Annotated in this window: 24 protein-coding genes; 15 read left to right on the top strand and 9 right to left on the bottom strand. The window is 70.8% G+C overall.

All coding sequences use genetic code 11. The features are described 5' to 3' along the window. Window positions 1–98 precede the first annotated feature (98 nt). The 5 genes from ABZ342_RS41200 to ABZ342_RS41180 all read right to left on the bottom strand — a co-directional run bounded on the left by ABZ342_RS41200 (window position 99) and on the right by ABZ342_RS41180 (window position 4,005). Window positions 99–374 (bottom strand): hypothetical protein, encoded by a 276-nt coding sequence (locus tag ABZ342_RS41200; RefSeq protein WP_360485273.1) that lies wholly within the window; start codon window positions 372–374, stop codon window positions 99–101. 154 nt (window positions 375–528) lie between these two features. Next, window positions 529–1,290: a hypothetical protein gene (locus ABZ342_RS41195; RefSeq protein WP_360485270.1), complete on the bottom strand. Its 762-nt coding sequence runs from the start codon at window positions 1,288–1,290 to the stop codon at window positions 529–531. Next, complete coding sequence (locus ABZ342_RS41190) at window positions 1,287–2,219, bottom strand: ATP-binding cassette domain-containing protein (RefSeq protein ID WP_360485267.1); 933 nt, start codon at window positions 2,217–2,219, stop codon at window positions 1,287–1,289. The genes ABZ342_RS41195 and ABZ342_RS41190 overlap by 4 nt, the downstream gene beginning before the upstream one ends. 80 nt (window positions 2,220–2,299) lie before the next feature. After that, on the bottom strand, window positions 2,300–3,049 hold the full coding sequence (locus ABZ342_RS41185; RefSeq protein WP_360485264.1) for an ABC transporter permease: 750 nt from the start codon (window positions 3,047–3,049) through the stop codon (window positions 2,300–2,302). 17 nt (window positions 3,050–3,066) lie between these two features. Beyond that, on the bottom strand, window positions 3,067–4,005 hold the full coding sequence (locus ABZ342_RS41180; RefSeq protein ID WP_155548212.1) for an ABC transporter ATP-binding protein: 939 nt from the start codon (window positions 4,003–4,005) through the stop codon (window positions 3,067–3,069). Between the two features lie 197 nt (window positions 4,006–4,202). Between ABZ342_RS41180 and ABZ342_RS41175 the strand changes: the two genes are divergently transcribed. Together ABZ342_RS41175 and ABZ342_RS41170 are read left to right on the top strand one after the other, a co-directional pair. Continuing rightward, entirely contained in the window at window positions 4,203–4,790 is a 588-nt protein-coding gene (locus ABZ342_RS41175) for a TetR/AcrR family transcriptional regulator (protein WP_360485261.1), read from the top strand. After that, entirely contained in the window at window positions 4,787–5,698 is a 912-nt protein-coding gene (locus ABZ342_RS41170) for an SDR family NAD(P)-dependent oxidoreductase (protein ID WP_360485258.1), read from the top strand. The genes ABZ342_RS41175 and ABZ342_RS41170 overlap by 4 nt, the downstream gene beginning before the upstream one ends. Here the strand turns inward: ABZ342_RS41170 and ABZ342_RS41165 are convergent. Further along, window positions 5,695–6,351: a response regulator transcription factor gene (locus tag ABZ342_RS41165; protein WP_360485255.1), complete on the bottom strand. Its 657-nt coding sequence runs from the start codon at window positions 6,349–6,351 to the stop codon at window positions 5,695–5,697. The two genes, ABZ342_RS41170 and ABZ342_RS41165, sit on opposite strands and share 4 nt — an antisense overlap. Next, window positions 6,348–7,505 (bottom strand): sensor histidine kinase, encoded by a 1,158-nt coding sequence (locus tag ABZ342_RS41160; protein WP_360485285.1) that lies wholly within the window; start codon window positions 7,503–7,505, stop codon window positions 6,348–6,350. Before ABZ342_RS41160 ends, ABZ342_RS41165 begins: the two co-directional genes overlap by 4 nt. Before the next feature lie 202 nt (window positions 7,506–7,707). Between ABZ342_RS41160 and ABZ342_RS41155 the strand changes: the two genes are divergently transcribed. The 13 genes from ABZ342_RS41155 to ABZ342_RS41095 all read left to right on the top strand — a co-directional run bounded on the left by ABZ342_RS41155 (window position 7,708) and on the right by ABZ342_RS41095 (window position 20,825). Continuing rightward, window positions 7,708–9,216, top strand: coding sequence for a dynamin family protein (locus ABZ342_RS41155; protein ID WP_360485282.1), 1,509 nt, complete (start codon window positions 7,708–7,710; stop codon window positions 9,214–9,216). Between the two features lie 60 nt (window positions 9,217–9,276). Continuing rightward, window positions 9,277–9,924, top strand: coding sequence for a hypothetical protein (locus ABZ342_RS41150; protein ID WP_155548207.1), 648 nt, complete (start codon window positions 9,277–9,279; stop codon window positions 9,922–9,924). A gap of 46 nt (window positions 9,925–9,970) precedes the next feature. Beyond that, on the top strand, window positions 9,971–10,450 hold the full coding sequence (locus tag ABZ342_RS41145) for a hypothetical protein (protein ID WP_155548206.1): 480 nt from the start codon (window positions 9,971–9,973) through the stop codon (window positions 10,448–10,450). Further along, on the top strand, window positions 10,447–11,061 hold the full coding sequence (locus ABZ342_RS41140; protein ID WP_360485251.1) for a TetR/AcrR family transcriptional regulator: 615 nt from the start codon (window positions 10,447–10,449) through the stop codon (window positions 11,059–11,061). The genes ABZ342_RS41145 and ABZ342_RS41140 overlap by 4 nt, the downstream gene beginning before the upstream one ends. A gap of 48 nt (window positions 11,062–11,109) precedes the next feature. Continuing rightward, on the top strand, window positions 11,110–11,649 hold the full coding sequence (grpE, locus tag ABZ342_RS41135) for a nucleotide exchange factor GrpE (protein WP_360485248.1): 540 nt from the start codon (window positions 11,110–11,112) through the stop codon (window positions 11,647–11,649). 73 nt (window positions 11,650–11,722) lie between these two features. Next, complete coding sequence (locus ABZ342_RS41130) at window positions 11,723–13,561, top strand: dynamin family protein (RefSeq protein WP_360485245.1); 1,839 nt, start codon at window positions 11,723–11,725, stop codon at window positions 13,559–13,561. 104 nt (window positions 13,562–13,665) lie between these two features. Further along, on the top strand, window positions 13,666–14,376 hold the full coding sequence (locus ABZ342_RS41125) for a hypothetical protein (RefSeq protein WP_155548203.1): 711 nt from the start codon (window positions 13,666–13,668) through the stop codon (window positions 14,374–14,376). Between the two features lie 350 nt (window positions 14,377–14,726). Next, window positions 14,727–16,547 (top strand): phosphoenolpyruvate carboxykinase (GTP), encoded by a 1,821-nt coding sequence (locus ABZ342_RS41120; protein WP_360485242.1) that lies wholly within the window; start codon window positions 14,727–14,729, stop codon window positions 16,545–16,547. 58 nt (window positions 16,548–16,605) lie between these two features. After that, complete coding sequence (locus ABZ342_RS41115; protein ID WP_360485239.1) at window positions 16,606–17,448, top strand: TIGR03621 family F420-dependent LLM class oxidoreductase; 843 nt, start codon at window positions 16,606–16,608, stop codon at window positions 17,446–17,448. 13 nt (window positions 17,449–17,461) lie between these two features. After that, entirely contained in the window at window positions 17,462–18,340 is an 879-nt protein-coding gene (locus ABZ342_RS41110; protein ID WP_360485236.1) for an LLM class F420-dependent oxidoreductase, read from the top strand. Continuing rightward, window positions 18,337–18,942: an ABC transporter ATP-binding protein gene (locus ABZ342_RS41105; protein WP_155548199.1), complete on the top strand. Its 606-nt coding sequence runs from the start codon at window positions 18,337–18,339 to the stop codon at window positions 18,940–18,942. The genes ABZ342_RS41110 and ABZ342_RS41105 overlap by 4 nt, the downstream gene beginning before the upstream one ends. Continuing rightward, window positions 18,936–20,216, top strand: coding sequence for a hypothetical protein (locus tag ABZ342_RS41100; protein WP_360485232.1), 1,281 nt, complete (start codon window positions 18,936–18,938; stop codon window positions 20,214–20,216). Before ABZ342_RS41105 ends, ABZ342_RS41100 begins: the two co-directional genes overlap by 7 nt. A gap of 30 nt (window positions 20,217–20,246) precedes the next feature. Continuing rightward, window positions 20,247–20,825, top strand: coding sequence for an EndoU domain-containing protein (locus tag ABZ342_RS41095; protein ID WP_155548197.1), 579 nt, complete (start codon window positions 20,247–20,249; stop codon window positions 20,823–20,825). Here ABZ342_RS41095 and ABZ342_RS41090 read toward each other — a convergent pair. Together ABZ342_RS41090 and ABZ342_RS41085 are read right to left on the bottom strand one after the other, a co-directional pair. Continuing rightward, the gene (locus ABZ342_RS41090; protein WP_360485228.1) at window positions 20,822–21,643 is read right to left on the bottom strand and encodes a GNAT family N-acetyltransferase; all 822 of its coding nucleotides are present in this window, start codon (window positions 21,641–21,643) and stop codon (window positions 20,822–20,824) included. The two genes, ABZ342_RS41095 and ABZ342_RS41090, sit on opposite strands and share 4 nt — an antisense overlap. Window positions 21,644–21,653: 10 nt before the next feature. Further along, entirely contained in the window at window positions 21,654–21,926 is a 273-nt protein-coding gene (locus tag ABZ342_RS41085) for a helix-turn-helix transcriptional regulator (protein WP_155548195.1), read from the bottom strand. Window positions 21,927–22,035: the final 109 nt, after the last annotated feature.

Genomic DNA, 22,035 nt, shown 5'->3' with positions numbered 1-22,035 from the left:
TCCAGGTTCACGGCGTAGTCGCCTCGAGTGAACCGCACGCCGGACCCGCAAATCCCTAGACTTGGCGCTCTCGGCGGGGTCGTGAGTGGGAAACAGGGTTAGAACACTGCCACCGCCCGCAGCCACCACGGCGCGGGAATCTGCCCCGCCATCCCGGCCGAGGCGCGGAACAGGGCCAGGACGCGGTCTTCGGGCGCGCGGTGCACCCACGCCCGGCGGAGTTCGGCGGGCGTCGCCGCCGCCAGTGCGGTCTGCGGGAGGTCGATCGCCCGCGACCATTCGAGGTCCAGCATGGGTTCGAGCCGGGGCGCGTCGTCTTCGACGCGGGCTCGGGGAATCGTGCCACCCAATTCTTGCCCGGTGTCCACCGTCAAGATTCACCTCCAGGGGGGAGTTCAGACGGTTCCGGTGCGCTCTCTTACGAATATTGCCTGGTCATAGCATTATGTCCGGTGCCTGTGAGAGAAGCCACAGGCTCTTCATCTTCTCTTAACGCAGTTTTTTGCAGTAATGAGATGCCGGTCACGCTCAGGCGTCGCGCTTCGCCGTGACGAGCACCCCGGCCACGAACAGTGCAACGCAGATCGCCGCGAAGTAACCGAGGTAGCCCCACGGCCCGAGCGGGGCCGCCGGCAGCTGCAACGCGCCCGCGCCCAGCCCGCCGGCGCCGACGAACTGGTCGGCCGCGTGGAACGGCATCCACTGGTAGATGTGCTTGCCGGCGCCGGGGATGAAGACCACCACGGCTTCGAGCACCTGTGTCCACACGAGCACCGCGGTCAGCGCGAAGGCGACGCTGCGCAGCAGCAGGGCGACGCCGACGCCGGCCACCGCGGCGAGCAGGAAGACCAGGCTCTGCCCGAGCACCGAGCGCCACTCCTCGCCGGAGTGCAGCGCGAGGTCGGCGTCCGGGTTCACCAGCGTCGCCAGGCCCCACGAGCCGAAGCCGACGAGCAGCCCGAGCCCGGCGCCGACCGCGCCGACGACCACGACCTTCGCCAGCAGCGCGGGCACCCGGCTCGGCACGGCCTGGAACGTCAGCCGCATCGTGCCCCAGTTGAACTCCGCCGCCGTCGCGAGGATCGCGAGGACGACCAGCACGGTCCGGCCGTTGCCGCTCGCGAGCTGGGTGTTGCCGACGGTCGGCGGGATCTCCGGCCCGGCCAGCGCGAAGAACAGCGCGGTGAAGCCGAGCGGCGCGGCGAGCGCGAGCGCCAGGCACCACCACGGCGCCCGGGTGCTGAACAGCTTGATGCGCTCGGCGCGCAGCAGGTTCGTGGCGGTGGTCATCGGGCGGCCTCCGAAGAAGACGCAGCAGATGCGGCAGGCATCGCGAACTCGACGGCTTCGCGGGTGAGGTCGAGGTAAGCCTGCTCGAGCGAGCCGGTGATCGGGCTCAGCTCGTGCAGCGTCGCCCCGGCGTCGAAGGCGAGCTGCCCGATCCGGTCACTGTCCAACCCGGACACGACGAAGGTGCCGTCGGTCTCGGTGAACTCCGCCTGCCCGGTCAGCGCGGCCCGCAGCTCGTCCGGGTGCGGGGTGCGGACCCGGACCCCGTGTTCACTCGTCTGCGCGATGAAGTCGTCCATGGTGCCCTGGTAGATCAGCCGGCCCCGGCCGATCACGACCAGGTCCTGCGCGGTCTGCGCCATCTCGGGCAGCAGGTGGCTGGAGACGAACACCGTCCGGCCCTCGGCGGCCAGCGCGTGCAGCAGCCGCCGGATCCAGGCCATGCCCTCGGGGTCGAGGCCGTTCACCGGCTCGTCGAACAGGAGCACGCGCGGGTCGCCGAGCAGCGTGCCGGCGATCCCGAGCCGCTGCAGCATGCCGAGGGAGTACTGCCCGGCGCGGCGGCCGGCGGCGCTCGTCAGCCCGACCAGGGCGAGCACCTCGTCGACGCGCTTCTCGGGGAGGCCGTTGGTCGCGGCCAGCCAGCGGAGGTGGTCACGCCCGCTGCGGCCGGGGTGGCGCCAGGTGGCGTCCAGCATCGCGCCGACCGTCCTGAGTGGATCTTCCAGCTGGCGGTACGGGACGCCGTCGATGAGCGCCGTGCCCACGTCGGGCGAGTCGAGGCCGAGGATCAGCCGCATGGTGGTGGACTTGCCGGCGCCGTTCGGGCCGAGGAAGCCGGTGACGCGCCCCGACCGCGCGGTGAACGTCAGCTCGTTGACCGCGGTGGTGGCGCCGTACCGCTTGGTCAGGGCGTTCGCTTCGATCACCCGGGGAGCCTATCGGCAAACGGGAATCCGGGTCGCCCCCCGACAGTGCGACCCGGATTCCCGTTTTCCCCTTTATCCCCCTAGGCGTCCCGCTTCTTCGCAACCCCGAGTGCGACGAGCAGGAACACGATCGCGATGCCGGCGAAGTACGCCAGCGCCCAGCCCGGGCTCAGCGGCGAGTCCGACGGCGGCGGGCCGTCGACGACCGCCGAGCCGCGCAGGAACTTGTTCGCCACGTTGAACGGCAGCCACTCGTGGATGGTGTGCCCGATCTTCGGGATCAGCTGCACCAGCTCTTCCACGGCCAAGTAGTAGATGAGCAGCAGTGCGATGGCCCCGGCGCTGTGCCGGATGAGGATCCCGAGCGCCACGGCGAGCACGGCGCTGATGGCGAACACCGGGCCGAGGCCCGCGACGTTCATCCAGTCCTGCGACGTGTGCAGGCCGAGGTTGTCGTTCGGCCGCATCAGGATGCCGAGGCCCAGCGCGCCGAACGCGGCGAGCTCGCCGATGACCAGCGCGACCAGCGCCACGACGACCGCCTTGGCGACCAGCGCCGGCGAGCGGTGCGGCACGGCCTGGAACGTCGTGCGGATGGTGTTGAAGCGGTATTCGGTGGTCACCGCGAGCGCGGCGAGCACCATGACGACGGCGATGCCGAACTGGGTGCCGCCGAACAGCGTGGCGGACGTCGTGAGCTGGGAGTCGGCCGACGTCGCGCCGGCGATGATGGCGGCGAAGCCGATGGCCAGCACGAGCGTGATGAGGGCGCACCACCACGGCGAGCGGGTGGAGAACAGCTTGATGCGTTCTACCGCGAGCAGGTTCATGATCTTGGTTTCCCCGTTTACTTGGCGGACTCGAGCACGTGGTGCGCCTCGGCGTCGAGACCGGTGTGGTACTCGACGGAGTCGCCGGTGATCTGCATGAAGGCCTGTTCGAGCGAGCCGGTCTGCGGGCTCAGCTCGTGCAGCACGATCCGGTTGGCAGCGGCGATCTCCCCGATCTTGTCGCTGTCCATCCCGGAGACCACGAGCGCGTTCGCTTCCTCGGCGATCCCGGCGCTGGCGCGCTGCAGGACCTCGCGCAGCTCGGCCAGCTGCGGCGAGCGCACCTTGACGGTGTTCTCCGCGGCGCGGGAGACGAATTCCTCGGTGGTGGACTGCGAGATCAGCTGCCCGCGGCCGATCACCACGAGGTTGCTCGCGGTCAGCGCCATCTCCGAAAGCAGGTGGCTCGACACGAAGACCGTGCGGCCTTCCTCGGCCAGCCGGTGCATGAACTTCCGGATCCAGAGGATGCCCTCCGGGTCGAGGCCGTTCACCGGCTCGTCGAACAGCAGCACCTCGGGATCGCCCAGCAGGGCGGCCGCGATGCCGAGCCGCTGCGACATGCCGAGTGAGAACCCGCCGGCACGCTTGCCGGCGACGCTCGTCAGGCCGACGGTGTCGAGCACCTCGTCGACGCGGCTGTTCGGGATGCGGTTGGACTTCGCCATCCACTGCAGGTGGGCGCGCGCCGAGCGGTTGGGGTGCACCCACTTCGCGTCGAGCAGCGCGCCGACCGTGCGCAGCGGTTCCTTGAGCTGGTGGTACTTCTTGCCCCCGATGGTGACCTGGCCGCCCGTGGGGTTGTCCAGGCCCAGGATCATGCGCATGGTGGTGGACTTGCCCGCCCCGTTCGGGCCGAGGAAGCCGGTGACCTGACCCGCGGCCACGGAGAACGACAGGTTGTTCACCGCCAGTGTCTTTCCGTACCGCTTGGTGAGGCCGGTTGCCTCGATCATGACTGCTCCTCTTCCGCCCCTCGCTTACGACGCGTTCATCGTCGCGGGTCGGAGCCGGTTCGCGCGTCACCCTGGAGACCGAACCGGGCCCCCTACCTGAGTAGTACCTTGCTGGCTCTTCGGCCGATGCGCGATCCGTGATGACCCTGAGACGACCCTGATTCGACGACATTAATGAACTGTGGTTCAATAACTGGGTGGCCCGGCCGAGGAGCATCACCGACGAGCGTTTGCTGGGTGCGGCGGAGACAGTGATCGGCCGCTGCGGCCCCGGTTTCACGCTCGCGCAGGTCGCTTCGGAGGCCGGGGTTTCGGTCGGCACGGTCGCGCAGCGGTTCGGCTCGAAGAGCGGTCTGCTGCAGGCGGTCAGCCGGCGCAACACCCAGCGGGCGGTCGAGCTGATGCGCGAGCGCGCCGAGCGGGCGGACGACCCGGTCGACGGCCTGCGCGCCGCCGCGGTGTCGGTCTACGAGGTGCTGGGTGACGCCGAAGAAGCGGCGAACCACCTGGGCCAGCTCGGCGTGGACATCGGCGACCCGGTGCTGCGGTCGCTGCTGGGCGAGCACTTCACGGCGGTCGAAGAAGAACTGCGACGGCTCGTGCGGGCGGCGGCCTCGTCGTTGCCGCACGCGCCGAGCGTGCCGCGCGCGGCACGGGTCGTGCTGGACGTGATCAACGGGGTGTCGATCGACTGGTCGATCCGGCCGCACGGGCGGCTGGCCGACCGGCTGGCGGAGGACGTCGACGCGGTGCTGTCCGCGTGGCGGGGACGGGAGAACACATGAGCTTGCAGGGCAAGGTAGCCGTGGTCACGGGGGCGACCCGGGGCTGCGGACGCGCGATCGCTGTGGAGCTGGGCCGCGCGGGCGCGACGGTGTACGTCACCGGCCGCACGACGCGCGAAACGGCGTCACCGCTGAAGCGCCCGGAGACGATCGAGGAGACGGGCGAACTCGTCGAGGCAGCGGGTGGCAAGGCCGTGGTCGTCCGCTGCGACTTCACGTCAGTGTCCGATGTGGACGCACTGAAGGCACGCATCGAGTCCGAAGTGGACGGAATCGACATCCTGGTCGACGACGTCTGGGGCGGCGACATGTACTTCCACTTCGACGCGCCGTTCTGGGAGACGCCGCTCGAAGACGCGCTGAACCTGACGCACAACGCGCTCGACACGCACCTGATCGCGTTGCACAAGCTGCTGCCGCTGGTGGTCGCGCGGCGCGGCCTGGTGCTCGAGGTGACCGACGGCGACAACGACGACTACGTCGGCGCGGGTCTCCCCTACTACCTGGCCAAGTGCGGCATCCGCGCGCTCGGCCGGGCGCTGGGCGTGGAGCTGAAGAAGAACGACTGCGTCGGGCTCGCGGTGACGCCGGGCTTCCTGCGTTCGGAGTCGATGCTCGACCACTTCGAGGTGACCGAGGACAACTGGCGCGACGCCGTCGGCAAGCTCGCGCCGGTCGACTTCAAGATTTCCGAGACGCCGTACCTGCTCGCGCGCGGTGTCGCGGCGCTGGCGCAGGACCCGCAGGTCTCCCGCTTCGCCGGTCAGACGCTGGCGTCGTGGACGCTGATGAAGGAGTACGGCTACACCGACGTCGACGGCGACCGCCCGGACTTCGGCCGCTGGCTCACCGAAGTCCGCAACGCGGGCAAGGACCCGGTGACCACTCCGCCGGACGGTTACCGTTAAGCCAAGCCGGGGCGCGCGAGACCGGTTTCGTAGGCCAGCACCACGGCCTGCACCCGGTCCCGCAGATCCAGCTTCGCCAGGATCCGCCCGACGTGCGTCTTCACCGTCGCCTCCGACAGGAACAGCGTCTCGGCGATCTCCAGGTTCGACATGCCCTTGGCGATCAGCACGAGCACCTCGCGCTCGCGGTCGGTGAGCACGTCCAGCTCGGCGGTGTCCCGCATCGGCGCGCCGCCGGTGCCGACGAAGCGGTCGAGGAGACGGCGGGTGACCGAGGGCGACACCACCGCGTCGCCCGAAGCGACCGCTCGCAGGGCCGACACCAGGTGACCGGGCTGGGTGTCCTTGAGCAGGAACCCGCTCGCCCCGCCCTGCAGCGCCGAATAGACGTACTCGTCGAGGTCGAACGTCGTCATCACCAGCACGCGCGCGGTGCCGGCGGCGACGATGCGCTTGGTCGCCTCGACGCCGTCGAGCACCGGCATCCGGACGTCCATCAGCACGACGTCGGGGCGCAGCTCCTCGGCCATCCGGATGGCCTGCGCGCCGTCGCCGGCCTCGCCGACCACGTCGATGTCGGCCTGCGCGCCCAGCACCATCCGGAACCCGACGCGCATCAGTTCCTGGTCGTCGACGACCACGACACGGATCACTTGTCCAACCTAACCGGCAGGGCCGCACGGACCTGCCACCCACCGCCCGGAGCCGGGCCCACGTCCAATGTCCCGCCGTACACGTGCGCGCGTTCGCGCATGCCGATCAAGCCGTTGCCGCCCGGCAGCCGTTGCGAAGAGCCGGCCGGCGTCAGCTGCGGGATGCGGCCCGCGCCGTCGTCGGAGACCTGGACCTCCACCAGGTCGCCGGTGCGGTGCACCCGCACCGACGCGGTCGCGCCGCGGCCGGCGTGCTTGAGCGTGTTGGTCAGCGACTCCTGGACGATCCGGTAGATCCCCAGCGAGACGCCGGCGGGCAGGTCGCCGAGCTCGTTCGTCTCCAGCTCCACCGGCACCCCGGCGGTGCGCATCCGGTCGGCCAGCTCGGCGAGGGCGTGCGCGTCCGGCTGCGGGACGCGGGGCTCGCCGTCGGCGTCGTCGCTGCGGAGGACGTCGAGCAGGCGCCGCAGCTCGCCGAGCGCGCCGCGGCCGGTCTCGGAAATCGTTTGCAGGGCCCGTCGCGCGAGCTCGGGGTTGCTCTCGATCGCGTACGACGCGCCGTCGGCCTGCACCACCATGACGCTGACCGCGTGCGCGACGACGTCGTGCAGCTCGCGCGCGATCCGCCCGCGCTCCTCGGCCACCGCGATCCGGGTGGCCTGGTCCCGTTCGGTTTCGAGCAGGTGCAACCGGGCCTCCACTTCCACGTCGTAGGCGCGCCGGGCGCCGACGAACTCGCCGAGCGTCCAGCACAGGGCGATGCCGAACGCGAGGAACAGGATCGCGATGACGAGCTCGTCGTCGAGCGGCTCCAGTGCCAGCTGCACGGCCGACGAGACGATCACCGCCCCGACGAAGATCAAGCCCTGCCGGCGCCCGGCGTAGACGACGACCGAGTAGATGCTCATCGCCAGCCCGGCGGCGCTGCCGATGCCGAGCATCAGCGTCGCGTGCACGATGCTGATGACCAGCACGACGTAGGCCGACCACAGCGGCGACCGCCGCCGGAACACCAGCGGCGCGACCATCGCGATGTTGATCGGCACCGCCACGAACCAGGGCGGCAGCTCCGGCAGCTCGGCGAACTGGTCGGCGACGAACAGCAGCATGTCGACCAGGCCGAGCAGGACGGCCAGCACCGTGTCGCCCGCCATGGGGTGGGCACGCATCCAGAGGCTCAGCCGTCGCACCAGGCAACCCTAGGTCGCGGGGCGGAGAACGCGCGTCGGTCGCCGGTACCACCTTCGGTGCGACCTGCGGATGAGGACATGGCACGATTCAGAGGTTGTCCGTACGACGGGAGGGCTGGGGGCCGTGACGTCACCGGAGCAGGGCCGGCTCGCCGGCCCGCTGTCGATGTCGGTGGCCAACCTGTGTCACCGCCTGCAGTCGCAGGTCTCCGCGCGCACCGCGGCCGGGTTCGCGGAGGTGCTGCGCCGGCTCGGCGCGCCGCTGCAGGTGGCCGTGGCCGGGCGGATCAAGTCGGGCAAGTCGACGCTGGTCAACGCGCTGATCGGGCGTCGGGTCGCGCCCACCGACATCGGTGAGTGCACGCGGCTGGTGACCCGGTTCCAGTACGGCACGGTCGACCGCGTCGAGATCGTCTTCACCGACGGCCGCAAGCAGGTGCTCCCCTTCGCCGCCGACGGGATGATCCCGGCCGAGCTGGGCGTCGACATCGAGCAGGTGTCGCACATCGAGGCGTACCTGACCAACGCCGTCCTCCAGGGCATGACGGTGATCGACACCCCCGGCCTCGGTTCGCTCGACGCCGCTTCGGTGTCGCGCACCGAGCAGCTGCTGGGCGCCGCGAAGCACGCCAAGGACGACGAAGGCTCGGACGAGCTGGACGACACCTCGCGCAACGCCGTCGCCGGCGCCGAAGCCGTGCTCTACGTCGTCACCCAGGGCGTCCGCGCCGACGACCAGCAGGCCCTCGCCGCCTTCACCGCGGCCACCGCGAGCCGCGAGGCCGGGCCGGTCAACGCCATCGCCGTGCTGAACAAGGCCGACACCATCGCGCCGGAGTCCGTCGAAGGCGCCGACGGCGACATCTGGAAGGCCGCGACGATCCTCTCGGAGAAGCAGGCGTCGACGTTGAAGCCGCGCGTCGCCGACGTGCTGCCGGTGATCGGGCTGATCGCCGAGTCCGCGGAGTCGGGTGGGTTCACCTCCGCCGACGCCGAGGCGCTGCGGCAACTCGCCGACCTCGACGACGACGTCCTGCAGACCATGCTGATCTCGGCCGACATCTTCACCAGCTGGGAGTGCGACGTCCCGTCCGGGACCCGGCTGCGGCTGCTGGAGAAGCTCGACCTGTTCGGCGTCTCGCACGCCGTCGAGGCCATCCGCAAGGAACCGGAGGTCACGGCGGGCGCGCTGCGGCGCTCGCTGCTCGACGCGTCCGGCCTGGAAGCGGTGCGGCAGCGGCTGTCGATCGTGTTCGCCGCCCGCGCCGACGGCATCAAGGCGGCCGCCGCCCTGGCGTCGGTCACCGCGCTCGCGCACGCTTCCGGCGACCCGGGCGAACGCCAGCGCGTCCACGACGCCATCGAGGTGCTGCTCGCCAAGCCCGAGGCCCACCAGCTGCGGCTGCTCGAAGCGCTGACGCTGGTCGCGTCCGGCGCGGTCGACATGCCGGAGGACCTGTCCGAGGAGGTGCTGCGGGTGGGCAGCAACGCCGACATCGGGGCCCAGCTGGGCAAGCCGGGGGCGCCACGTCCGGAGCTGGCCGCGCACGCCCTCGAACGCGCGGGCTGGTGGCGGTCCTTCGCGTCCTTCGGCGCGACGCCCGCGCAGAGCCGCGTCGCGCACGTCGTGCACCGCGCGTACTTCTTGATGTGGCAGCAGGTCCGCGAAGCCTGAGGCTTGTTTCTGCTTGCCGACTTCCGCAGGTAGGCGCGGTTTTCCGCGTACTGTTGAACCGTGCGCCTAGAAAACACGACATCCTGGCGAGCCGGCTGGAGCAGCGAGAACGAGATCGACGTCGCGCTGTACATCCGTGACGCCCTGGCCCTGTCCGTTTCCGAAGGACAGGTGCTGCCGCCCGTGGAGCCGCAGGTCCCGGTGCACGTCCCGGCCGGAATCGACCGCGCGGCCGTCCAGGCGCAGTGGGCCGACTGGTGGGTCGACCTCCTCGCCTTCCTCCGCAACCGCGAAGACCCCGACCCGCGCAGCCCGCGTTCCCGCTACGGCAGGCCCGCGCTCGCGCAGGGTTCGGCGATGCGGCAGGCGCTTGACATCTTCGGCCCGGCCGCGGCCCGCCACTTCGCCAACGCGCGCGGGCCCGCCCTGCGCGGCGCGGGCGAGCCGTCGGGCGGCACGCCGTGGGCGCCCGGCTTCTACCGGCGCCAGATCGTGGCCGGCGAGCGGCTCGGCCAGCTGGTGCGCGAGGCCGAGGTGCGGCTGGGGCGCCGCGCGTACCCGTTCCGGCTGAACGTCATCGAGATCTCCGTCGCCGGATCGATCTGGCTGCGCACGGCCGACGACCAGCTGCTCGTTTCGTCCCGGCTCGCCGAGGACGGCCCGGGTCTCGAGGCCGTGCTCCGCGGGGTGATCGACGAGCTGGTCTGAGCCCCCGGCTTTCATAAACCGAGTACGCGGTCTAATAATAGGCGGCATGGAGACGACCGTCGACGAGCCGTCGTGGCTGCGCACCGCGTCCTGGGTCGGCTGCCCGCTGGCCGGCGGCGCCCTCGGCGTAGGCGTGTGGGCCATCGCCGCGTGGGTCAGCGGCCTCGACGCCTTCCCGTTCCAGGGCGTGTTCAAGGTGCTCACGAAGCTGCCGCAGCCGTGGGCGACGCTCGCCGCGGTCGCCGGCGGGCTGGTGCTCGGCCTGGTCTTCGCCGTGGTCTGGGCGGTCGAGCGCCTGGTCGTCACCGTCTCGCCGACCCGCGTCACGCTGGTGCGCGGCGACAAGACGCGACGCATCGAGGCCGACCTCGAAGCCGTCTACCTCGACGGCAAGGAGCTCGTCCTGCGCACGACCGACGGCCGGGAGATCGTCCGCGAGAAGACCGACCTGCGCAACCACGAGCTGGCGCCCGCCTTCGCCGAGCACGGCTACCCCTGGCGCGACGAGCCGCCGGTTGAGCGATGAGGACGGTCGACCCGGCCAAGCACGCGGCCAAGCGCGCGTCGATCGTCGACGCCGCCGTCGGCTGCTTCGCCGAGAAGGGCTTCGAGCGGACGACGACGGCGGACATCTGCCGGGCCGCGGGCATCAGCTCCGGCAGCCTCTTCCACTACTTCCCCACCAAGCGCGCGATCTTCACGGCGATCTTCACCGACGACGCCGCCGCGACGGCCGCACGCCTCGAAGCCGCGGCGAAGGCCGAAGACCCGTGGAAAGCGCTGCTCGACGTCGTCACCGACCTGGCCGGCCAGGTCGCGCACCCCGCCGTCGTCCGGCTGGTCCTGGAAGCCGCGGCGCAGGCCGCCCGCGACGACGAGTTCGCCGAACTGGTCCGGCGCAACGACGGCGCCCTCCGCGACGGCTTGGCCGTGCTGGTCGGGCGGGCCGCCGAGGCCGGACTGATCGACCCCGGCGTCGCCCCGCGCGCGGCCGCCGGCTGGGTCGCCGGGCTGATCGACGCGATGATTTCGCGGGCCGCCCTCGACCCGGACCTCGATCTCCCGGCGGAGCAAGCGATCCTCCGGACGATCCTGGTCCGGTTCCTTCGTCCCGTTTCGGCCCCGGATGGCGCCTGAGTCGGCCAAACTGGTGGAATCTGGCGCAACCGGGACGGGGTGGTGCTCATGGCGTGGTTTCGCAAGGACGGATCCGTCGATCCCGACGACACCCCCACCGGCCAGATCGCGGCGGTCAGCATCGCCGAGATCGTCAAGCAGGCCGACGCCGAAAAGGGAACCGGCGCCGCCGAAGGTGCGTCGGACACCGATGTGCACCCCTTGCAGCAGGTGACCGTGTCGTCCTCGGGGCTTCGCCCCGAGCCGGGGGCTCCGCCACCCGGAACCCCCGCAACGACGGCGGATCTGGAGCGCGCCCTCGCAGATCGCCAAGCACTGATCCAGATGTGCCTGTACGCGCTGGATCGCGCGCGCAGCGGCGGCGTCGTCGAACGCCTCGAAGAAGGCCTCGCCGCCATCGGCGTCCAGGCCCTGCGGCCCGACGGCGAGCGGTTCGACCCGGCCCGGCACGAAGCCGGCGGCGCGATCCCCACCGAAGACCCGGCGCTCGACGGCGTCGTCGCCGAAACCGAGGTCACCGGGTTCGCCGACCACGATCGCCTGCTGCGCGCCCCGATCGTCACCGTCTACGCGAAGAAGACCCCATGAGCGAGCTTGCGAGTGAATCATTCAACACAGCGCTCGCCGCTCAGGCCGAACTGAGCGTCAGCGAGGTCGGCGTATGAGCGCACCCACCGCGCCGAGCCTGCCCGCGCAGGTCGCGGCGGCGCGAGACCAGCTGCTGACCGTCGTGCGTGACGCCGACCCGGCCGCCGCCAAGTGGGTCGACGCCGTCCGGCGGGCGCGGCCGAAGAAGCCGGCCGTCGTGGTCGTCGGCGAGACGAACCGCGGGAAGAGCTCCCTGGTCAACGCGCTGCTCGCGATGCCGGGACTGTCCCCTGTGGACGCCGACGTCGCCACCGCGACCTACCTCGTGTTCGACCACGCCGACGTGTGGGGCGCCCAGGCCTGCTACCCCGGCCAGCTCGCGTCCGTCCCGATCGACCTCGGCCAGCTGATCAACTGGGTCTCCGCCGCGCACGAGCTGCCGCCCGGCCAGATCCCGCCGCGGTACGTCGAGGTCACCGGTCCCGTGCCGCTGCTCGAGCGGCTTTCGCTGGTCGACACCCCGGGGGTCGGCGGCCTCGACTCGATGCACGGCGAGCTGGCCAAGGAAGCCGCCGCGGGCGCGACCGCGCTGCTGTTCGTCGTCGACGCGTCGGCGCCGTTCACCTCCACCGAGCTGCAGTTCCTGCGCGACGTCGGCGAGCGCGTCGAGACCGTGCTGTTCGCACTGACCAAGGTGGACATGTTCCGCGGCTGGCGCGAGGTCATGGAGGCCGACCGGCAGCTGCTGCGCGAGCACGCCCCGCGCTTCGCCGACTCGGTGTTCCACCCGGTGTCGGCGCGGATGTTCGAGACCGCGTCGAAGGCGCCCAACGAGCAGATGGCCGCGATGCTGCGGGAGAAGTCCGGCGTCGCCGCGGTGCAGACGGCGCTGCAGGAGCTGCTCGTCGGCCGCTCGGCGATGCTCGGCGAAGCGAACACGCTGCGTGCCCTCTCCAGCGCACTCGGCGAGCTGAAGGCGAAGCTGCAGGCCGAGAGCCGGGCGCTGTCCGCGGGCGAGGCCGAGGCCGAAGTCCTCCGTGAACGCCGTGACCAGCTGCAGGCCGAACGCCGGACATCGACCCGCGGCTGGCAGCTGAAGCTGCGCGGCGAGGTTCAGCGCACGCGCGTCGAGGTCCTGCACGAAAGCAGCAGGCAGATGCGGGACGCGCAGACCCACTTCCGCCAGCTGATCGACGCGGCGAAGCGCGACGAGCTGGCCGCGTTGCCGCAGCAGGTCGACATCGCGCTCCAGACGACGTCGCAGCGGATCTCGATGCTGCTCTCCCAGCGCCTGAACCAGGTCACGAACGTCTCGCTGTCGGAGCTGTTCTCCGCCGAGGAGCTCGACGTCATCCGCGCGCAGTTCGCCAGGGCTGGCGGCCCGCCGGTGGTGCTGCGGCCGCCGGACAAGAAGCCGCCGACGGCCGAGGACAAGCTGCTCGTGTTCATGGGCATCTCCGGCGGCGTCGGCGCCGGCAAGGTGGCCGCGCTGCCGCTCGCCGGCGTCGCGATCCTCAACCCCGTCGTGCTGCCCGCGACGATCATCATCGGCCTCGGTGCCGGCTGGTGGATGGCCCGCACGCGCAAGCACGCCGCCGACAAGCAGCACATGAAGCAGTGGCTGGTCGAGGCCATCGCGGACGCCCGCTCGACGCTCGACCAGCTCGTCGCCGAGCAGCTCATCGAGGCCGAGCAGCAGCTGTCGATGGCCCTGGACGAAGCCTTGGGCCGGCGCATCGACGCGATCGAGGCCGAGCTGAAGGAAGTCGACAAGACGATCAAGATGGGCGCCCAGGAACGCGCCAAGAAGATCGCGATCGTCTCGAAGCGGCTCAAAGAGGTCAGCGACGGCCGTGAGCGGGCCGAAGCCTTCCTGACGCGGATCCGGGCACTGCGGGACAAGACGGCCTGACCACCCGTCCGGTTGTGGAGCGGAACCGAACGGGCCTACGGTGAGTCATACCCTCCGACAGCAGGTCAGAGACGGCGTTACCCGGTTCAAAGGGGGCAGTTCCCATGTGGGTCGACGAGAGCGGCGGCAGCGACACCGGTGCCAGCGGCAGCGAGGCGATGACCGTCCACGTCGACGGCCAGGAGTACCAGGCCGAGGTCAACTACGACGTGAACGACGACGGCGTCAACGACACCGCGATCGTCGAGCACGACGACGGCACCGCCCAGGCCTTCATCGACACGAACCACGATGGTGAAGCCGACCAGTACGCCGTGCTGGACGAGAACGGGAAGGTCGTCGAGCAGGCCGTCTACGACGAGGCCAGCGGCGAATGGGTCGAGGCCTCCGGGGGCGGCCACGACGACTCCGGCACGAGCGGCCACGACGACAGCTCCGGCGGCCACATCCACGCGGACATGCCGGACGGAGAGGTCGACGCGGGCGCCGCGACGATCGACACCGACCACGACGGACACAACGACACCGCCATCGTCGAGACGAAGAGCGGCGGCACGATCGCCTTCACCGACAAGGACGGCGACGGCGAAGCCGACATCGCGGTGCAGACCGACGCGGACGGCACGACCACGACGTTCGAGCACAGCGGACCCGGCCAGTGGACCGAGGTCAACAGTGGACTGATGGACTCGGGCAGCGGCGAGCAGCTCGGCGACCCGGCCGACGACGCGGCGTGGGGCGCGGCCGGCACGCAGACCCTGGAAGGCGTCGCGCGCATCGACTCCGGCACCGGGCAGTGGATCTCGCCCAACTGAAAAGTAACCCAGGTCACAGTTTGAAAGCCCGAGGCTCCGGCGTCGGGCTTTCTTCATGTCGCAAATGAAAACGAGCAGGTCACGGGTGTGATCGCGCCCACCGCAAGATTTACTGCGAATGCACCGATCCGGTGACGTCTGAATCGATTCCCTTATCGTTCTTGTGAGAGAACGTACACGTCAGCTATCGGTTACCTGCCGGTCATGCGGCTACTCTCGAAGAATCCCAAATCACCGCACACCGGTTCGCCAGCCGGTGTGCGAAGCCATTCGGTCGCCGGCAACGAAGCCCGCATCGGAACACCGACGTTCCGAGCGGGCTCATTTGTCGTCGGAAGTCAGGAGTAGAGATGACCGCAGTCGCCATCCCCGGACTGGACACCGCGCCGACGACGCACACTGGCGTGCTGTCCTTCGTCCGGGAGGTCGCCGAACTGACCACCCCGGACCGCGTGGTGTGGGTCGACGGGTCTGACGAAGAAGCCGCCCGGATCAACCAGGAGCTGGTCGAGGCCGGCACGTTCGTGCAGCTCAAGTCGAAGCCCAACTCCTTCTGGGCCACTTCCGACCCCAACGACGTCGCCCGCGTCGAAGACCGCACCTTCATCTGCTCGGAGCGTCCCGAGGACGCCGGTCCCACCAACAACTGGATGGACCCGGCCGAGATGAAGGCCACCATGACCGAGCTCTTCCGGGGCTCGATGCGCGGCCGCACGATGTACGTCATCCCCTTCTGCATGGGTCCCCTCGCCGACGAGAATCCCAAGCTGGGTATCGAAATCACCGATTTCGCCTACGTTGTCGCCTCGATGCGCGTGATGACCCGCGCGGGCAAGGCGGCCCTCGACAAGTTCGTCGCGCCGGATGGCAGCGAGCGTGAATTCGTGCCCGCCCTCCACTCCGTGGGTGCGCCGCTCGAGCCGGGCGAGAAGGACGTTTCCTGGCCCTGCAACACGACGAAGTACATTTCGCACTTCCCGGAGGAGCGCGCGATCTGGAGCTACGGCTCGGGTTACGGCGGCAACTCCCTGCTGGGCAAGAAGTGCTACTCGCTGCGCATCGCTTCGGTGATGGCCCGCGACGAGGGCTGGCTCGCCGAGCACATGCTGATCCTCAAGCTGATCTCGCCCGAGGACAAGGTCCACTACGTCGCGGCCGCGTTCCCGAGCGCCTGCGGCAAGACGAACCTCGCGATGCTGCAGCCGACCATCCCGGGCTGGCGCGCCGAGACCCTCGGTGACGACATCGCCTGGATGCGCTTCGGCGAGGACGGTCGCCTGTACGCGGTCAACCCCGAGTTCGGCTTCTTCGGCGTCGCGCCGGGCACCGACTGGCACACCAACCCGAACGCGATGCGCACGATCGAGAAGGGCAACACGGTCTTCACGAACGTCGCCCTGACCGACGACGGCGACATCTGGTGGGAGGGCATGGAGAACAAGCCCGCCCACGCGACGTCGTGGAAGGGGCAGGACTGGACGCCGGACTCCGACGAGAAGGCCGCCCACCCGAACTCGCGCTACTGCACGCCGATGTCGCAGTGCCCGATCCTCGCCGACGAGTGGGACGACCCGAAGGGCGTGCCGATCTCGGCGATCCTGTTCGGTGGCCGCCGCAAGACGACGGTGCCGCTGGTGAACGAGGCCCGCGACTGGCAGCACGGCGTGTTCATGGGCGCCACCATGTCGTCGGAGACCACGGCGGCCGCGGCCGGCGCGGTCGGCAACGTGCGCCGCGACCCGATGGCGATGCTGCCGTTCCTCGGCTACCACGCCGGTGACTACTTCAAGCACTGGCTGAACCTGGGCAAGAACGCCGACGCGAACAAGCTGCCGAAGATCTTCTACGTCAACTGGTTCCGCCGTGGCGACGACGGCCGCTTCCTGTGGCCGGGCTTCGGCGAGAACTCGCGGATCCTCAAGTGGGTCGTCGAGCGCGTCGAGGGCAAGGGCAACGCCGTCGAGACGCCGGTCGGCTTCGTGCCGCGGGCCGAGGACCTCGACACCGAGGGCCTGACCGAGCCGATCGAGGACATCCAGGCCGCCCTGGACGTCAAGCCCGAAGAGTGGCGCGAGGAGCTGCCGCTCATCGAGGAGTGGTTCCAGAAGATCGGCGAGGTCCCGACCTCGCTGCGTGACGAGCTCGACGCGCTGGCCCAGCGCCTGAGCTGAGCTTCGTGACCGAGAAGGGGACGTCCGTCGGGACGTCCCCTTCTGTACTTTCGGGTCCATGAGACCGTTCCGCTTCGGGGTGGCGTTGTACGTGCCCGGCTCGCGAGCCGAATGGGTGGAGAAGTGCCGCAAAGCCGAGGAACTCGGCTACGACGTCGTCGGCGTGGTCGACCACCTCGGGCGGGTCGCGCCGGTGCCCGCCCTGCTCCTCGCCGCCGAGGCGACCGAGCGGATCCGGCTGAACACCTACGTCCTCAACGCGAGCTTCCACAACCCGGTGCTGCTGGCCCGCGACCTCGCCGGGCTCGACGACTTCACCGGCGGTCGCCTCGAGATCGGGATCGGCGCCGGGTACGTCCGCGCGGAGTTCGAAGCCGCCGGGATCGACTGGGGCACGCCCGGCCGCCGGTTCACGCGGGTTGTCGACGTGGTCACCGAAATCGATCGCGCGTTCACCGGCCGCCCCCGGCCGCCGCTGCTGCTCGGCGGCCGGGGCGACCGGATGCTGACCTTCGCCGCCGCGCACGCCGACACCATCGCCCTCACCGGCACGGCGCCCGGCGCGTCCGAGGGGCGGCTCGCCCTCGCTGATGCCACCGCGCTGGCCGAGCGCGCCGGCTTCGTCAAGCAGGTACTCGGCGGCCGGGACGCCGAGCTGAACCTGATGGTCCACTTCGTCCGCATCACCGACGACCGGCGGGCGGCCCTGGAGACGGCACACCGGCTCGTGCCGCACCTCGGCGTCGACGAGCTCGGCGCGCTGGCCACGGTCCTCGCCGGCTCGGCGGAAGCCGTGGCCGAGCAGGTGCTGCGCACCCGCGAGACCCTGGGCGTCAGCTACTTCACGGTGCTCGAAGACGACCTGACCAGGCTCGCCCCGGTGATCGAAAAGCTCCGGTGAGTACGTTGTCGGTATGACTGGGGAATTCCGCTTCGGCGTCAACATGGTCGTGCCGGACAGCCGTGCCGCGTGGGTCGAGAAGTGCCGCAAGGTCGAGGATCTCGGCTACGACGTGCTGTCCGCGGCCGACCACCTCGGGATGGCGCCGCCGTTCCCGGCGCTCGTGCTCGCCGGCGAGGTCACGTCGCGCGTCAAGCTGAACACCTTCGTGCTCAACGCGCCCTTCTACAACCCGGTGCTGCTCGCGCGCGACGTCACCGGCACCGACCAGTTCACCGAAGGCCGGCTGGAGCTGGGGCTGGGCGCCGGGTACGTCAAGGAGGAGTTCGAGGCGGCCGGGATGCCGTTCCCGTCCGCGCGCGAGCGCGTCGACCACCTCGAGCGGACGATTCTCGAACTCAAGCGGCTGTACGCTGACCCGGAGCACAAGCCGGCGCCGGTGCGCCCGGAAGGACCGCCGTTGCTGCTCGCCGGCCGCGGTGACCGGATCCTGACCCTCGCGGCCGAGCACGCCGACATCATCGGGTTCACCGGCACCGCGAAGTTCCCGGACGGCGGTGCCCCGATCCCGGCGAGCGCCGAAGACATCGAGGAGCGCGTCGAATTCGTCCGGTCGAAGCTCGGTGGCCGCAACGGGGTCGAGTTCAACCTGCTCTGCCACTTCGTGAACATCACCGACGATCGCGCGGGGGCGCTCGAAGAGCTGGCGAAGCTGACGCAGGGCGTGCTGAGCGTCGAGCAGCTCGCCGAGCTGCCGACCGCGCTGATCGGCTCGCCCGCCGAGGTCGCCGAGCAGCTCCACGCGCACCGCGAGCGGTTCGGGCTGACCTACTACACCGTCCTGGAGCCGAACATGGAGCAGTTCGCCCCGGTGCTCGAAGCACTCCGATGATCGACGCGAAGGGCATCGGGGTCCGGGCCGGCGACCTGTGGCTGTTCGACGACCTCGACTTCTCCGTCGACCCCGGCGAGTGCGCCGCGATCGTCGGGCCCAACGGCGTCGGCAAGTCGACCCTGATGCGCTGCTTCTACGGCATGCAGAAGCCGCAGCGGGGCCGCGTGCTCGTGGCGGGCAAGGTGCCGGACGAGCGGGACGTCGAGTTCCGCCGCAAGGTGTCCGTGCTGTTCGACGACTCCGACTTCTTCGCCGAGCTGACGCCCTTGCAGCACCTGGAACTCCTGTCCGGCTCCTTCGGGGCGGACCTCGGCGACCACGAGGAGCTGCTGCGCGACGCGGGCCTGGGCGAGCGCATGCGCGTGACGTCCGGGCACTTTTCCGCGGGCCAGCGGCGCCGGCTGCTGCTCCTCGGCGTCACCGCGCGCCCGCACCGGGTGCTGCTGCTCGACGAGCCGGAGCGCGCGCTCGACACCGCGGGCAAGGAGTGGCTGGTCGAGGTGATCGCCCGGTCGACGGCGGCCGGCGCGGCGGTCGTGGTGGCCACCCACCACCCGCCGCTGCTCGAAGCCGCGGACAGCGTGCTCGAACTGTGGTGACACTCGCTCCCCGACGGATGCGGATCCCGGGTCGCAAGCGGTTCGGCGGGATCTTCAGCGGCGACACCGCGTCGTTCGTCTTCCTGTTCGGCTTCGGGTTCCTCTTCACCGCGTTCTTCCACGTCGACGCCTGGCGCCAGGCCGTCTACGGCTCGTCCCACGTGGACTTCCCCGCCGTGCTCGGCCTCCTCACGCTCTGCTGCGCGGTCGGCTGGCGCGGCCTGCTGCGCCGCGGGTTCGTGTGGGTCGAGCCGGCCGAGCTGACGTGGCTCGACTTCGCGCCGGTGGACCGCGGCCGCGTCGTCACGCTGCGGCTGCTCGGCGCCTGGACCGGCGCGGTGGCGGTGACCGGCTACCTGGCCGCGCTGATGCTCGCCGTCGGCGGGGCCGGGCTCGACCAGTGGCGCGCGGGTATCGCCGTCGTCGCCGCGACCGCGGTGGTCGCGTTCGCCTCGGCGCGGCGGACGGCGTTGCGGTTCGACGCGTTCGGCCCGCTGGCGCTCGCGGTGCTCGGGCTGGCGATCGCCGCGCTCGGCCTCGGCCCGGTGACCGTCCAGTTCGTCGCGGCCGGCGTGCTGGTCGCGGCGCTGCCGCTGGCGTTCGGCGGCGAGCCGGTGCCGCGCGCGGGCCGGTCCGCGCTGCTCGCCGGGTGGGACGGCCGGGTGCTGCGCTCGGTCGCCGTCACCTTCCTCGACCCGATGATGCTGCTCCCGCCGTCCGCGCCGATCGGGCGGATCTCCGTGCGCCGGCCGACGCCGCTGCGGCTGGCCTGGGCGGGCACGCTCGGCCGGTCGCGCTACGCCGGCGCGGCGGTGCTGGTCGGTTTCGCGGTGGTCGTCGCGCACATCGCGCTGCCGACGATGCCGGGCGCGGTCCTGGCCGGCCTCGGCGCGTACGTGGCGCTGACGCCGTTCGGCGCCGGGCTCGGCGAGCTGTGGCGCAACCCGGGCCGTCGCCGCTGGCTGGGGTCGTCGAACCGCGAGCTGGTGCTCGCGCACGGCCTGGTGCTCGCCGGCCCCGGCCTGGTCTGGGCGGGTGTGCTGGCCGTCGTGTCGTTCGCGGCCGGGACGTCGTTCGCGTTGCCGGCGTGGCTGGCCGTGCCGCTGGCGGTGCTGTCGATCCTGCGCACGGTCACGCGGACGGCCGTCGACTACGCCAACCCGGGCTTCGTCGACACCCCGATGGGGCCGATGCCCGCCAACCTGACCCGGCAGCTCTTCCGGGGTCCCGACCTGCTCGTCATCGGGATCGTGGTGCTGTCGGCCGCCATTTGACCTACGCTCGTTGCGACGAAGGGAGCACCCGTGGGTGGCGGACACGCACCGGGCGTCGGGCGGAGGGCGACCAGCGAGTTCCCGCCCGGCTGGAGCAACGAGCACATCATCTCGGTGGTCAAGGACGTCGCGAACGACCCGAGCGAAGCCCGGTGGCAGCAGCTGAACGGCCGCTGGCGCTGCGCGGGAGAGCGGTTCAACGTCCACGTGATCGTGCTGGTCGAGGAGAACGGCCACGTCCACACGGCGTACCCGGTGGCGGGCCCGGGAGTGATCCGCAACCCCGACGCGGCCCGCGACCCGGCGAACCCGACCGTGGCGGACCTGGCGGAAAACCGGATCAGCTTCTTCGCCGACAGCGTGCTGACCAGCGTCGCGGATCGCCTGTCCCCGGAGCAGTACACGCACTACCGGACGCTGCTGTGGTCCGGCGAGTGGGAGGAGCTGGCCGACGTACTGGCGGCCCACGCGGTCAAGGTCGGGTTCGGGTTTTCGGCGGACGAGTTCTCCGACTTCGAAAAGCTGCTCAACAGCTACGACCTCCCGGTCGCGGGGTGCGCGTTCCTCAACGACCGCGAGCACATCCTGAACCGGCTGCGCCCGGTCTAGGCGAAGTCGTACCCGCTGAAGCCGGCGATCGGGATGTAGCCGATGCGCCGGTACAGGGCGTTGCTGGTGACGTTGGCGGGGTCGGTGTAGAGCATCACGTCCGTCGCGCCCGCGGCCAGCGCGGCCCGGCTCACCGCGACCGTCACGGCGCCCGCGTACCCGCGTCCGCGGAACCGGTCGGGGGTGTAGACGGGGTCGACCCGGACCATCCCCGCCAGCATCGGCGTCGAGCCCGCCATCGCGACGGGGGTCTCGGTCGCCCAGAAGGTGAAGTCCTTGCCGGCGAAGTTCGAGGCGGCCCAGGCGCGCTCGTCCGCGACGGGTGCCTGCCCGACCGCGGCGGCGAACTCGTCGCACCAGCGGACGACCTCCGCGTGGTCCCGCCCGTCCACGGCGTGCCCTTCGGGCATCGGGTCCGGCGGGATGAGCGTGCCGAGCCGGTGGAGCCGGACCCGCACGCCGGGCACCGCCGCCGCGCCGGTGCGCCGGTGCCACGCCTCGGCGAAAGCGGCGGCGGTGTCGTCTTCCGCGGTCACGCCGCACAACGGGTGGTCGAGCTCGCTCAGCTGCTCGGCGAGGGCGTCGGCCTGCTCGGCCGAGATCGCGGTGACGATCAGGCGTTGCGACGGACGGCGGTAGAAGATCGCCGTGACCTCGCCCTCCTGCTCCAGGTGGCCGAAGAGGGTGCCCTTCTCCTCGTCCGTCCGCAGCTTCTCGAGCCGGGTCAGCTGGGAGGTGTGCAGGGCGGGACGCGAGCGCAGGAAGTCCCCGGTCCGGGTGAGGAAGCCGTCGACGTCCTCGGTGAGGTGCCAGTGCATGCCCGGGAAGCTAGCTCGCCTGGGACAGCGGTGGCGACCCCGCCGGCGTGACCGCCGCCCGCAGCTCTTCCAGCGGCAGCCCGACGGCGTCCGCGATGGCGGCGACCGTGAAGAAAGCCGGCGTGGGGATCCGCCCGGTCTCGATCTTCCGGAGCGTCTCGACCGAGATCCCGGCCTCGCCCGCGACGTCGACCATGCTACGGCCGGCCCGCGCCGTCCGCAGCGCCTGGCCGAGGCGTTCGCCCCGTTCGCGCTCTTCGTCCGTCAGCGGTACGCGCACCATGGGCGTGATTCTAATACCACCCGAGTTGTCCACTGCCTGTGGACAACTCTGTGCACAGGTGTGGATCGGCATCTGGTCGGTCCTCCGGTCCGACCGCAACGGACGGTGG

This window comes from Amycolatopsis sp. NPDC005961, assembly GCF_040629235.1.
Classification (GTDB): Bacteria; Actinomycetota; Actinomycetes; order Mycobacteriales; family Pseudonocardiaceae; genus Amycolatopsis; species Amycolatopsis camponoti.
Note: the sequence above shows the minus strand (reverse complement) of the source record. Positions and strands in the feature narration are given on the sequence as shown.